The following is a 12,552-nucleotide window of genomic DNA, read 5'->3' as shown; positions in this document are numbered from 1 at the left end:
ACGGGCCGGTCCGCACGACCGGCCACGGGGGGAGCCACACATGATCAAGCTGTTCTCACGGCAGTCGGGCCCCGAGTCCTCGGCCGCTTCCACCATTGGCGCGGCCGCCGTCGACGACGAGCTGATCTCCATACCCGTCCCCGAAGCCCCGTACGACTACGCGCACTTCAGCCGCCTCGCCGGCCCGCCCGTCGCTCCGGAAGACCACCCCGACACCCACCCTGGCACGCACGCCTACGACTACGCCTCCGTCTACGCCCACCCCCGCACCGTCACCGAGGCCGCCCCACACCCCCCCTACCGCGTCCAGTACCGCAGCCTGTTGAGGCGCGAGCCGCACCGGATCCGGGCGGCGCTGCTCCTGCTGGCCGCCCCGGTGGTCGAGGCCGTGCTGCTCGTCTGGCTGCTGCTGCCCGGGCACTGGCCGGTCCGGCCGGGCGAGACCCACTCCTGGTTACTGATCGGCGACAAGGTGATGATCGGAATCATCGCGGTCGTCGAAATGTTCCGGCTGGTCAACGTCGTCTCCAACACCCACGCCACCCTGGCCGCCCGCGACCCGGTGCCGGTCACGCCCGAGGCCGGCAGCCGGGTCGCGTTCATCACCACCTGTGTGCCGGGCAAGGAACCGCCGGAGATGGTGCGCACCACGCTCACCGCCGCGCTCGCCGTCCGGCACAACGGCCCGTACGACGTCTGGCTGCTCGACGAGGGAAACGATCCTGCCATGCGCGCACTCTGCGCGGAGCTGGGCGTACGGCACTTCAGCCGGCACGGGGTGGCGGGCTGGAACCAGCGCAAGGGCAGGTTTCGCGCCAAGACCAAGCACGGCAACTACAACAGCTGGCTCCAGGCCTACGGCGGCGGCTACGACTTCTGGGTCGCGGTCGACACCGACCACGTCCCGCTGCCCGAGTTCTGCGAGCGGATGCTCGGTTACTTCCGCGACCCGGACGTGGCCTTCGTCGTCGGCCCGCAGGTGTACGGCAACTACCGCAGCTCGGGTTCGGCGGTCACCAAGTTCTCGGAGAGCCAGCAGTTCCTCTTCCACGCGCTGATCCAGCGCGCGGGGAACCGTTACGGCGCACCGATGTTCGTCGGCACCAACAACGCCATCCGGATCAGCGCCCTGCAGTCGATCGGCGGTCTGTACGACTCGATCACCGAGGACATGGCGACCGGCCTGGAGTTCCACCGCCGCCGCAACCCGGCCACCGGCGAGCGCTGGAAGTCCGTCTACACCCCGGACGTGCTGGCGGTCGGCGAGGGGCCGTCCTCCTGGACGGACTTCTTCTCCCAGCAGCTCCGCTGGAGCCGGGGCACCTACGAGACACTCCTCACCCAGTACTGGCGCGCCGTCTGGGGGCTGTCGCCCGGTCGGCTGCTCAACTACACGCTGATGGTCTGCTTCTACCCGATGGCGGCGCTGACCTGGCTGCTCGGCGGCGTGTCCAGCGTGCTCTACCTGGGCTTCGGGGCCTCGGGCATCCATGTGTCGTCCGAGATCTGGATGATGCTGTACAGCGACGCGGCCGCCCTCCAGGTGCTGCTCTACACCTGGAACCGCAAGCACAACGTGAGCCCGCACGAGCCGGCCGGGTCGTCCGGGGTGGCGGGCATGGTGATGTCGGCGGTGAGCGGGCCGATCTATGCAGCATCGTTTCTCCAAGCGGTGTTTCGCCTCCGCAGCCGTTTCGTGGTGACTCCGAAGGGCGGCTCGACCAGCCGCGACCGGGTGGCCACCTTTCGCATCCACCTGTTCTGGGTCCTGGTGTTCGGCGGCGCGGTCACCGCCTCCTTCTTCACCGGCCACGACCACATCGCGATGCGCACCTGGGCCTGCATCGCGCTGTTCCTCAGCCTGCTGCCGATGCTCGTCCTGGCCGCCGACGCGATCCGCCGACGCCGGGCCCGGCCGACGTCCACCCTCTCGGTCACCAGCGCCGGCACAAGCACCAGCACCACCCCCGCGACCGGCCCCACCTGCCGCACCAGCACCACCGACACCGCCAGCACCGGCCGCACCAGCGACACCGCGCCCACCGCACGGACCACCACCCACTGAGCCCGCACCACGAGGGGACGCACCACGAGAGGACGAACCACCGTGAAGATCCGCAACACCGGCCGCACCAAGCGCTTCGCCCTCGGCAGCACGGTAGCCCTGACCGTGGCCGGGATGAACGCGCCGGCCGTGCTCGGCTTCGCCAACGAGCAGTACCACCAGTACGTGATCAGCCAGCCCGGCTACAAGGCGGAGTACGGCCACTGGCAGACCGTCATCCTGCCCGCCGAGTTCCGGATCAACGCCATCCATGCCTCCCTGCTGCGCACCGGCAAGATCCTGATCATCGCCGGTTCCGGCAACAACCAGCGCAACTTCGATGCGGGCACCTTCAAGAGCCTGCTCTGGGACCCGGTCAAGAACACCTACAAGTCGGTCCCGACCCCGGCCGACATGTTCTGCGGCGGCCACACCGCGCTGCCCGACGGCCGGCTTCTGGTGGCCGGCGGCACGCTGCGCTACGAGGCACTGGACGGCACGGTGAAGAAGGCGGCCGGCACCATGCGGGTGCGCAACGAGAACCCGGACGCCGCCCGGACGTTCCCCAAGGGCACCGTGTTCACGGGCCCGAACGGGCGCGAGTACGTGTCCACCGCCGAGGTGACCGTCCCCGCGGCGGTGAAGACCGGCGCCGGTGACCGGACCGTCGTCAAGGCCGGCGAACAGCACGTGTTCGTGGAGGCGGTGGCGCAGGGCGCGGCGTACGTCGACAACTCCCCCGCCCAGTACACCATCAAGGGCCTGAGCGGTGCCGAGGCGCGGAACCTCTACGGCATGAGCGACCGCATGACGCTGGAGAAGCAGGACTTCCAGGGCATCCGCTCCGCCTTCGAGTTCAACCCGGACACCGAGATGTACGAGCAGGTCACCGACATGGCGTACGCGCGGTGGTACCCGACGCTCACCGGGCTGGGCGACGGCCGGGTGGTGACCGTCTCGGGGCTGGACGACACCGGGCAGATCCTCAGCGGCAACGACAACGAGATCTACGACCCGGCCGCCAAGACCTGGTCCAAGGCACCGGACCGCTACTTTCCGACGTACCCGTCGATCTTCCTCACCGCCTCCGGCAAGCTCTTCTACTCCGGTTCCAACGCGGGCTACGGCCCGGCGGACAAGGGCCGCGTGCCCGGGCTGTGGGACCTGAAGGACAACAGCTTCCAGCCGGTCCCAGGGCTGCGGGATCCCAGCCTCACCGAGACCTCCTCCTCGGTGCTGCTGCCGCCCGCGCAGGCGCAGAAGGTGATGGTGCTCGGCGGCGGGGGCGTCGGCGAGTCACCGCTCTCCACCGCCCGCACGGACATCGCCGACCTCACCGCCGCGAAGCCGGCCTTCACCCCGGGCCCGGACCTGCCGGCGGGCGGCACCCGCTACCTGAACAGCGTGATCCTGCCGGACGACACCGTGTTCACCACCGGCGGTTCCAGCGACTACCGGGGCAAGCACCACAGCGACCTGCTCAAGGCGCAGGTCTACCACCCGGACACCAACCGGTTCACCACCGCCGCCGAGCCCACGGTCGGACGGAACTACCACTCGGAGGCGCTGCTGCTGCCCGACGGCCGGGTGGTCGTCCTCGGTTCCGACCCGCTCTTCGCGGACAAGGCCGACACCGTGCCGGGGACCTTCGAGCAGCGCATCGAGATCTACACCCCGCCGTACCTGTTCCACGGCGAGCGCCCGCAGCTGACCGCCGCCCCGGCCACCGCGAAGCTCGGCGGCACCGTCACGGTGAACACCGCGGCACCGAACGGCGTCGCCACCGCCAAGCTGATCCGGCCGAGTTCGGTCACCCACGCGACCGATGTCGAGCAGCGCTCGGTGGCACTGGACATCACCGGGCGATCGGCCGCCGACGTCTCGCTCACCCTGCCCGCCAACCCCAACCTGCTGCCGCCCGGCTGGTACATGCTGTTCGTGACGGACGGCGCCGGGACGCCGTCGGTCGCGCGCTGGATCCAGGTGACGGCCTGAACCACCGGTCGGCCCCGACGAACCACGACCCCAACAGCCCCCGACTGCCCGGCCTCAGGCCGACGCCCGCGCCAGCCCCAGCGCGTACGGCAGCCAGAACTCGCCCGCCCGGGGCTCGCCGCGCCCGCACTCGCCGTCCGACTCCCCGGGGTTCTTGATCCAGAGATAGGCGTCGACGCCCGGCCTGCCGGTGTTGTTCGTGGGCGGCTCGCCGAGCGCGCGGCCGGGCGGGTTGCACCAGGCCTCGCCGCTCAGCGGGCCGTTGCCGTTGCGGCTGGTGTCGATGACGAAGGGCTTGCCGCCGAGCGCCGCGGAGAGTCCGCCGCCGTACGCCACGTTCCGGCCGGTGTCGTAGAAGTTGGAGACGTTGACGGCGAAACCGTCCGCCACGCCGATACCGGACTTGCGCAGCGCCTCGGCCATCGCCGAAGGGTCCTGCGCCCAGCCGGGGTTGCCCGCGTCCAGATAGACCCGGACCTGCGGGCGCTTCTTCAGCTCCTGGACGGCGAAGGCCAGCAGTCCGTACCGCTCGGCCGAGACCTCGCTCCTGGCCCCGCCGCCGCAGGTGTCCAGGGTGTGCGCGATGGCGTCCGGCTCCAGCACGACCCACGCCTTGCGGTCGCCCAGCGCCTCCGCCAGTCCGGTGATCCAGGCCCGGTAGGCCGCGGCGTCGGCCGCGCCGCCGGCCGAGTAGAGGCCGCAGTCGCGGTGCGGGATGTTGTACGCGACGAAGACCGGGGTGCGGTCCGCCGCGGCGGCCCGCCGGCTCACGTTCTCGGCGATGCCGCCGGCCGCCTCGTCGCCGAGCCACTGGGACGAGGGCTGGGCGGCGATCTTCAGCAGGGCGTCGGCCTCCGCCGTCCGGCCCTGGCCGCGCAGGGCGACGAGCTGTTGGGCGGCGGAGGTCTGGTCGGAGACGTAGAAGGTCTGGCCGGGGAGCTGGGCGAGCCCGGCACCGGCCCCGCCCGTATCGGCGCCCGTGGCCGCCGGCACGGGCGCCCCCTGCGTACCGCCGTTCGTTCCCCCGCTCGCGCCACCGGCCCTGCCCGCCACGCCCGAACTCCCGTCGGTGCAACCCGCGGTGCCCGCCATCAGCCCCAGCAGCGCCGCCCCCGCGGCCAACCGGAACCCCGCTCCTCGCCCTACCCGGCGCACGTACCGCCCCTCCCCAGACCTGGTCCGGCGACCTGGTCGGCCCCCAGCTTCGCACACCGGGCACCGGCCGACAGCCGTGGCCGGTGAACTGCCGGTGACGGCGGCGGGCGGACGAGGAGTCAGCTGACCAGCGGCGTCAGCCCTGCTTCAGGTTCGGGATCCGCCAGTCGAGCGGGTCGACGCCGAAGCCCGACAGCGCCTCGTTGATCTGTGAGAACGGGCGGCTGCCGAAGAACAGCTTGGCGGAGAGCGGCGACGGGTGCGCGCCCTGGACCACGACGTGCTTCTCGGTGTCGATCAGCGGCAGCTTCTTCTTGGCGTAGTTGCCCCAGAGCACGAAGACCACCGGCTCCTCGCGCGCGCTCACCGCCTTGATCACCGCGTCGGTGAACTTCTCCCAGCCCTTGGCCTTGTGCGAGTTGGCCTCGTGCGCGCGCACCGTGAGCACCGCGTTGAGCAGCAGCACGCCCTGCTCGGCCCAGTGCATCAGGTAGCCGTTGTCCGGGGCCGGGATGCCGAGGTCGGCGTCCAGCTCCTTGAAGATGTTGCGCAGCGACGGCGGCGTCTTGGTGCCGGGCAGCACGGAGAAGCTCATGCCGTGGGCCTGGCCGTCGTCGTGGTACGGGTCCTGGCCGAGGACGAGCACCCGGACCTTCTCGTACGGCGTGGCCTCCAGCGCGGAGAACTCCTGCCCGCTCGGCGGGAAGACCTGGTGCTGCGCGCGCTCGGCCGCCACGAAGGCCGCCAGCTCGGCGAAGTACGGCTTCTCCGCCTCGGCGCCCAGCACCTCGCGCCAGGACTCGGGCAGCTCCAGCCCGGCCCCCGATCCCGCCTCGACCGCGTCCGCCTCGACCACGCCTGCCTCGACCGTGTCCGTCACGACATCAACCTCCCACCGGACGGCCGCTCACCGCGGCACCGCCCCGACCTCGGACGCGCCGCGGCCCTTGCGCCGCACGCCCTCTTCCACCCCGAACGCTACACAGCCCGACTGACACTCCACTCCGCCGGAGCCACATCCGTCCGGGCCACCGCACCCGCAGCAGCCGCGATCCCCACGTGACCCCGCCGCACTCGTCCGCCCTCCTCGGTGAACCCCACCGGGCACGCGAGACGGGCCCCACCCCGGCCGTCGGCCAGGGCAGGGCCCGGTGCAGCGGTGCAGCGGTACAGCGGTACAGCAATGCAACCGCTAGACCAGCTCGACCAGGTCCGCGATCGAGTTGACCACCCGGGTCGGCCGGTACGGGAAGCGCTCCACGTCGGCGGCCGCGGTGAGGCCGGTGAGCACCAGGATGGTCTCCATACCGGCCTCCATGCCCGCCACGATGTCGGTGTCCATCCGGTCGCCGATCATCACGGCGGTCTCCGAGTGGGCGCCGGCGGTGTTCAGCGCCTCGCGCATCATCAGCGGGTTGGGCTTGCCGACGAAGTACGGCTCGACGCCCGTCGCCTTGGTGATCAGCGCCGCGACCGAACCGGTGGCCGGCAGCACGCCCTCGGTGGACGGACCGGTCTCGTCCGGGTTGGTGCAGATGAAACGAGCCCCCTGGTTGATCAGGCGGATCGCCTTGGTGAGCGCCTCGAAGCTGTAGGTGCGGGTCTCGCCGAGGACGACGTAGTCCGGGTTGTTGTCGGTCAGCACGTAGCCGGCCTGGTACAGCGCGGTGGTGAGCCCCGCCTCGCCGATCACGTATGCGGTGCCGCCCGGGCGCTGGCCCTTGAGGAACTTCGCGGTGGCCAGGGCCGAGGTCCAGATGCACTCCTCCGGCACCTCCAGACCCATGCCGGCCAGGCGGGCGCTGAGGTCGCGCGGGGTGTAGATGGAGTTGTTGGTCAGCACCAGGAACGGCTTGCCGGACTCCCGCAGCCGACGCAGGAACTCCTCCGCGCCGGGGATCGGCGTGCCCTCGTGGATGAGGACCCCGTCCATGTCGGTCAGCCAGGACTCGATGGGCTTGCGGTCTGCCACGTGCGTGTCTCCCGAAGTCTTGCAACGTCTTGCGTTGGTCGTACGAAAACCGCGGCGCACCGCCGTCACCGCTGCGCCTCCCACCGGCCGGACCCTCCTCGGGACACCGGACCGCCGGGGGTATTGCTGGCTGCCCCAACGGGGCACAGCCTAATCCGCACACCTGCTCGACGGCAGCCGGTCCCGCCCACCGGAATACGCGTCCACCGCCGGCCGTCCACCCTGACCGGCCCGCCCCGGGCGCTCTCACCCCGGCGGCCCCGCACCTCAAAGAAGCCTTAAGCCACCCCTAATCCCACTGATCGCCCCTCAGCGCCTCGGCCCCGCCCGGCTAGCGTGAGCGGCACCACCCTCACCCCGCTCCCGCCAAGGAGTCCTCCGGCCATGCCCGTGCGCCGTCTCCTCCCCGCCGTCGTCCGCCCGATCGCCGCCACCGGCCTCGCCGTCGCCCTCGCCGTCGGCGGCACGGTCGCCGCGCGATCCGCCCCCGTGGCCGCCTCGGCCGGCACCCCGGCCGCCGCCTCCGCGAACCTCGCCCGGACCGGTGCCGACCGTTCCCTCGGCATCCTCGCCTCGGTCGGCTCCGCCGTCCTGCTCACCGGCGCCACCATCGCCGTCATCCACCGCCAGCGCCGCGGCCGGGACGCCCGGGCCCGCTGAGCACCGGCCCCGCCGAAGGCGTCGCCGGGAACGCCCCGAAACCGGGGCCAACCGGGCGCCCCGTGATTGAGTGGAGCGCATGAGCCCCACGTCGCGCCCCCCGCTGCGTCCGTCCAGCCTGTCCGGTCCCTCCGGCCCGTTCCGCGTCGGCCTGATCGGTTACGGCCTGGCCGGCTCCGCCTTCCACGCCCCGCTGATCGCCAGCACTCCCGGGCTTCGGCTGGACGCGGTGGTCACCGCCAACCCCGACCGCCGTGCCCGACTGCACCGGGAGCACCCCGACGCCCGGACCGTCGACACCCCCGAGCAGCTGCTCGCCGATCCGGACGCGCTCGACCTGGTCGTCATCGCCTCCCCGAACCGCACCCACGCCTCGCTGGCCCGGGCCGCGCTGCACGCCGGGCTGGCCACCGTGGTCGACAAGCCGCTGGCCGCCACCGCCACCGACGCGCTGGAGCTGTGCCGACTGGCCGAGTCGCAGGGCACCCTGCTCTCCGTCTTCCAGAACCGGCGCTGGGACGGCGACTTCCTCACCGCCCAGCGGCTGGTCCGCGAGGGCGCGCTCGGCCGGGTGCACCGCTTCGAGTCGCGCTTCGAGCGGTTCCGGCCCAAGCCCAAGCCCGGCTGGCGGGAGCTGGCCGACCCGGCCGAGGTCGGCGGCACCCTGTACGACCTGGGCAGCCACCTGGTCGACCAGGCGCTCACCCTGTTCGGGCCGGTCGAGACGGTGTACGCCGAGATCGACGTCCGCCGGGACGGCGCGGTGGTCGACGACGACGCCTTCCTCGCCCTCACCCACGCCTCCGGCACCCGCTCCCACCTGTGGACCAGCGCCATCACGCCGCTCGTCGGCCCCCGTCTGCGGGTGCTCGGCGACGCCGCCGGGTACGTCAAGTCCGGTATGGACCCGCAAGAGGCCGAGCTCCGCGCCGGCCGCCGGCCGGACGGCACCCATCCCTGGGGCACCGACCAGCCTGCCCACTACGGCACCCTCGGCACCGACGAGTCGGCCGCCTCGATCCCCACCGACCCGGGCGACTACCCGGCCTTCTACGCGGGCATCGCCGCCGCCCTGGCCTCCCCCGGTACCCCGCCCCCGGTCGACCCGCACGACGCCGTCGCCACCCTCGCCGTGCTGGAGGCGGCCCGCGCCGCGGCCGCCACGGGGACGACCGTCCGGCTGGACTGACCGGCCGGACCGACCGGTTGGACCGCCCCACTGAACGGACCAGCCACGAGCGGAAACGTTCTGCCCGCCGAGAAGAACCTTGGTAGGCAGAAAGCCTGCACCAACAAAACGGGTCAGGCGGCCCGCGCCACCCAGCGCTGATTGTCGCCGCCGTTCTTCCACCACGACTGCGCCGGAGCACCCGGGGTGGTGCTGTAGCCGCCGATCTCCAGCACCCTGGCAGCCACCCCGCCTAAACGCCGATGATCTCGACCGCCGAGCCGAGCCCCCGGAAGTCCGCCACGTTGCGGGTGTACAGCGGCAGCCCATGGGCCGAGGCCACCGCGGCGATCATCAGATCGATCCGGCGCGGGCGCGGCTGCCGCCCGGCGGCGATGGTCAGGGTGACGAGGGTCCCGTAGCGGGCGGCGGCGGCCGCGTCGAACGGCAGCGGGTCGAAGTCGGCCATCGCCGCCCCCAGCACCTCCAGCCGTGCCGCCCGGCTGACCGCGTCCCGCGCCATCGAGACGCCCTGCTGCAGTTCGGCGAAGGTGATCGCGGTCAGTTCGGGGACGGCCGGCAGCTCCGCCGGGTTGAGCAGCGCCAGGTCGATGTAGACGCAGGTGTCCAGCACCCCGGCCGGCCGCCGCCGGGGCGCCCTGCGCCGCTCAGCCACGCGGCCGCTCGAAGGGGTCGTCGCCCTCGTCCCCGACCAGTTCCTCGGGCCCGAAGTACTCCTCGGCCTCCTTGCGCATCTGCTGGTAGTCGACCCGCGGCAGCTTCACGTGCCGCGCCACCAGCTCCTCCGCCGTCAGCCGTCGCCGCCCCTGCACCGGCCGCAACTCGGCGACCTCGACCCCGTTCCTGGTGATGTGGAAGGTCTCCCCCGCCTCGACGGCGTCCATCACCGCGGCGGAGTTGTTCCGGAACTCCCGCTGGGTAATCACCTTCATCTGTCCACGGTAGCCCCGTGTAGCGCCCCTGGCTACGGCGCGCGCGACGGCCTCGCACGCCCTCGCACGCCCTCCCGCTCCGGGCCCTGTGCCCGGGAACCCGGCAGGCCGTACGATCGTCGTCAACGTCTGACACCCGCCGGTCGGAGCACACCGGTCGAGGCACACCGGCGCCGGAGAAACGAGGAGGAGCACCCATGTCCGTGGTCGCGGTGCTCCTCGGGCTGCTCCGGGTGCTGACCGGCGAGCTGCTCACCGAAGGCGGCACGCTGACCTCGGTGGCCGCCGCCGCGGCCGTGGTGCTGCTGGCCGGGGCAGCCGCGGGCACGCTGGCCGCCGCCCGGCTGCTGGGCGCGCGGGCGCCGGCCGCCGTACGGGACGGGACGCTGCGCCGACGCGCGTTCCGGACCGCCTTCCTTCCGCAGCGCGATCCGGACGCCCGGGGCAGGCGACGCCCCAGGGCACCGGGGGCGGCCCCGGCGGCCGCGTAACCCCTCGTCTTCCCACCGCCGTTGCGCGGCCGTCCTCCGCCGATCACTCATGCACTCATGCTTTGAGACCCCGGAGGGCTCACCCCGTCATGTCTGTTTTCGCGCTTTTCGACCCGGCCGTCGGCCTGGCCCACGATGTCGTCTCCGCACTCGCCGGTCTGCTGCCGACGGCGCTGGCGATCGTCCTGTTCACCGTCTGCGTCCGCCTGGCCCTGCATCCGCTCGCCCGGGCGGCGGCGCGCGGCGAGAAGGCCAGGGCACGGCTCGCCCCGCAGGTCGCCGAGCTGAACCGCAAGCACAAGGGCAAGCCGGAGAAGCTCCAGGCCGCGCTGGCCGAGCTGTACAGGAAGGAGAAGGCCTCGCCGTTCGCCGGGTGCCTGCCGATGCTGGTGCAGCTCCCGTTCTTCTCGGTGATGTACCGCCTCTTCACCACCCCGAACGACCTGCTCGGCCACACCCTCTTCGGCGTCCCGCTCGGCCTGCACGTGCACGGCGCGACGGGCCCGGCGCAACTGGCGGTCTTCGGCGTGCTGTACGCGGGTCTGGCGGCGGTGGCGTACGTCGGTTTCCGGCGGGCCCGGCGGGCCGCGGCGGCGCAGCCCACCCCGCAACCGGGGGCGGCCTTCCTGCCGTACCTGTCCTTCGGCACGGTGCTGTTCGCCTCGCTGGTGCCGCTGGCCGCCGCGATCTACCTGCTGACCACGACCACCTGGTCCGCCGCCGAACGCGCCTGGCTGCACCGCGGCGCCCCGGTCCCGGGGGTGGCCCTGGTCTGACGGCCCACGCCGCCGGACGGCCGCACCCCACGGGCGCGAAGCGGGCCGGACCACCCCGCCCGGTCCTGGCCCGCTTCGCGCCCGGTCGCCGTCGCGGTCCAGGGGCGTGTCTGGCAATTCCCGCCGGGCGTGCGACGCTCCCCCAGCCTTCGGCCGGGAGGTACCCCCACCGCAGTGGCTCCCTCCTCCGCCTTGCGGTGCACGCACCCCACCGCCGCACACTGATCCGCCGCGAATTGTCAGACACGCCCCAGCCTGTGAAGATCGTTTCGAGGTCGTCGGTCGTCGGCGGCCGGATCGGGGCCGGGCCGAGGTCGGGCCGAGGTCGGGACGGGCCGGATCGGGCCCAGGGCAGGCCGGACAGGTGGAGGAAATCATCATGGTGGCTGCTCCGGCGCTGGCGGAGTTGCGGGAGGTCTGCCAGCCGCAGGCCAAGCTGGGGAGCCGCAACGGGGAGCACTGGGCGGGGCGGCTGTACATGCGCCGGGTCTCGCTGCGGACGACCAGGCAGCTGGTGCGCACCTCCGTCTCGCCGAACTCGCTGACCTGGACCATGGTCGTCTGCGGTGTCGGCGCCGGGGCCGCGCTGCTGATCCCCGGGCTGCCGGGAGCGGTGCTGGCGGCGGTGCTGTTCCAGCTCTTCCTGCTGTTCGACTGTGTCGACGGCGAGGTGGCCCGCTGGAAGAAGCAGTTCAGTACGGCGGGTGTCTACGTCGACCGGCTGGGCGCCTATCTGGCCGACGCCGCCCTGATGATCGGGGCGGGTGTCCGGGCGGCACGGGGCGGGTCGGAGCTGTGGGTCTCGGTCGGTCTGGCGGCGGCGCTGGGCGTGGTGCTGCTGAAGGCCTCGACGGACCTGGTCGATGTGGCACGCGCCCGCAGCGGTCTGGCACCGGCCGACGACGAGTCGACCCAGCCGCGCTCGCAGGGCATCGCGACGGCGCGACGGCTGGCCTCCGTCCTCAAGATCCACCGGGTGACCAACGGCATCGAGGCGTCGCTGGTGCTGCTGGCGGTCGCGGTGGCGGACGCGGCGGTCGGCAGCACGGACCCGACCCGGGTCGCGGTGGCGGCGATCGCCGCGATCACCTGGGGCATGGTGGTCGCCCACCTCGCGTCGATCCTCTCCTCCTCCCGGCTCCGCTGAGAACTCCAGACTGATCATCAAATCCTTTGCAGGTCAAGTGATTTGAGTCATACCACCGGTGGCGTCCACCCCCGCCGGACGGCCGGCCGACACCCGTCGCGGGGTGTACAGCCGGCCCCGCCCCGAGGGTGACGCGATCGGCGAAGCGTGGATGCGAACGTGGTCCCAGGGGCCCGGCAGCCGGGCTCCAG

General features: G+C 72.5%; 13 protein-coding genes. 7 read left to right on the top strand and 6 right to left on the bottom strand.

Annotated features, from left to right (window positions below; all coding sequences use genetic code 11):
• Window positions 1-40: 40 nt before the first annotated feature.
• Both ACIP82_RS22865 and ACIP82_RS22860 read left to right on the top strand, forming a co-directional pair.
• A complete protein-coding gene (locus ACIP82_RS22865) occupies window positions 41-2,065 on the top strand; it encodes a glycosyltransferase family 2 protein (RefSeq protein WP_400655645.1) in 2,025 nt (674 codons plus the stop codon).
• A 42-nt stretch (window positions 2,066-2,107) separates the two neighbouring features.
• Window positions 2,108-4,039, top strand: coding sequence for a galactose oxidase-like domain-containing protein (locus ACIP82_RS22860; protein ID WP_400655643.1), 1,932 nt, complete (start codon window positions 2,108-2,110; stop codon window positions 4,037-4,039).
• Window positions 4,040-4,093: 54 nt separating this feature from the next.
• Here ACIP82_RS22860 and ACIP82_RS22855 read toward each other — a convergent pair whose 3' ends face one another.
• The 3 genes from ACIP82_RS22855 to ACIP82_RS22845 form a co-directional block, all read right to left on the bottom strand.
• Window positions 4,094-5,131, bottom strand: coding sequence for a glycoside hydrolase family 6 protein (locus ACIP82_RS22855; RefSeq protein ID WP_400655765.1), 1,038 nt, complete (start codon window positions 5,129-5,131; stop codon window positions 4,094-4,096).
• Between the two features lie 199 nt (window positions 5,132-5,330).
• Complete coding sequence (locus ACIP82_RS22850; protein ID WP_363606795.1) at window positions 5,331-6,008, bottom strand: uracil-DNA glycosylase; 678 nt, start codon at window positions 6,006-6,008, stop codon at window positions 5,331-5,333.
• A 378-nt stretch (window positions 6,009-6,386) separates the two neighbouring features.
• Window positions 6,387-7,166 (bottom strand): HAD-IIA family hydrolase, encoded by a 780-nt coding sequence (locus tag ACIP82_RS22845; protein ID WP_363606708.1) that lies wholly within the window; start codon window positions 7,164-7,166, stop codon window positions 6,387-6,389.
• A 384-nt stretch (window positions 7,167-7,550) separates the two neighbouring features.
• Between ACIP82_RS22845 and ACIP82_RS22840 the strand changes: the two genes are divergently transcribed.
• Window positions 7,551-7,826, top strand: a complete 276-nt coding sequence (locus ACIP82_RS22840) for a hypothetical protein (RefSeq protein ID WP_363606706.1) — start codon at window positions 7,551-7,553, stop codon at window positions 7,824-7,826.
• A 79-nt stretch (window positions 7,827-7,905) separates the two neighbouring features.
• Complete coding sequence (locus tag ACIP82_RS22835) at window positions 7,906-9,015, top strand: Gfo/Idh/MocA family oxidoreductase (RefSeq protein ID WP_400655641.1); 1,110 nt, start codon at window positions 7,906-7,908, stop codon at window positions 9,013-9,015.
• A gap of 113 nt (window positions 9,016-9,128) precedes the next feature.
• On the opposite strand, the gene ACIP82_RS22830 is transcribed toward ACIP82_RS22835, so the two are convergent.
• The 3 genes from ACIP82_RS22830 to ACIP82_RS22820 are packed head-to-tail and all read right to left on the bottom strand — an operon-like array spanning window position 9,129 to window position 9,947.
• Window positions 9,129-9,242: an RICIN domain-containing protein gene (locus tag ACIP82_RS22830; RefSeq protein WP_400655638.1), complete on the bottom strand. Its 114-nt coding sequence runs from the start codon at window positions 9,240-9,242 to the stop codon at window positions 9,129-9,131.
• Window positions 9,243-9,247: 5 nt separating this feature from the next.
• Window positions 9,248-9,670, bottom strand: coding sequence for a type II toxin-antitoxin system VapC family toxin (locus ACIP82_RS22825; protein ID WP_363606704.1), 423 nt, complete (start codon window positions 9,668-9,670; stop codon window positions 9,248-9,250).
• Window positions 9,663-9,947, bottom strand: coding sequence for a type II toxin-antitoxin system prevent-host-death family antitoxin (locus ACIP82_RS22820; protein WP_363606703.1), 285 nt, complete (start codon window positions 9,945-9,947; stop codon window positions 9,663-9,665). Before ACIP82_RS22820 ends, ACIP82_RS22825 begins: the two co-directional genes overlap by 8 nt.
• Window positions 9,948-10,144: 197 nt before the next feature.
• On the opposite strand from ACIP82_RS22820, the gene ACIP82_RS22815 reads away from it, so the two are divergent.
• The 3 genes from ACIP82_RS22815 to ACIP82_RS22805 all read left to right on the top strand — a co-directional run bounded on the left by ACIP82_RS22815 (window position 10,145) and on the right by ACIP82_RS22805 (window position 12,361).
• Window positions 10,145-10,438, top strand: a complete 294-nt coding sequence (locus tag ACIP82_RS22815; protein WP_363606702.1) for a DUF6412 domain-containing protein — start codon at window positions 10,145-10,147, stop codon at window positions 10,436-10,438.
• 89 nt (window positions 10,439-10,527) lie between these two features.
• On the top strand, window positions 10,528-11,214 hold the full coding sequence (locus ACIP82_RS22810; protein ID WP_363606701.1) for a YidC/Oxa1 family membrane protein insertase: 687 nt from the start codon (window positions 10,528-10,530) through the stop codon (window positions 11,212-11,214).
• A 379-nt stretch (window positions 11,215-11,593) separates the two neighbouring features.
• A complete protein-coding gene (locus ACIP82_RS22805) occupies window positions 11,594-12,361 on the top strand; it encodes a CDP-alcohol phosphatidyltransferase family protein (RefSeq protein WP_400655632.1) in 768 nt (255 codons plus the stop codon).
• Window positions 12,362-12,552 lie beyond the last annotated feature (191 nt).

This window comes from Kitasatospora sp. NPDC088548 (genome assembly GCF_044753005.1).
Classification (GTDB): domain Bacteria; phylum Actinomycetota; class Actinomycetes; order Streptomycetales; family Streptomycetaceae; genus Kitasatospora.
Note: the sequence above shows the minus strand (reverse complement) of the source record. Positions and strands in the feature narration are given on the sequence as shown.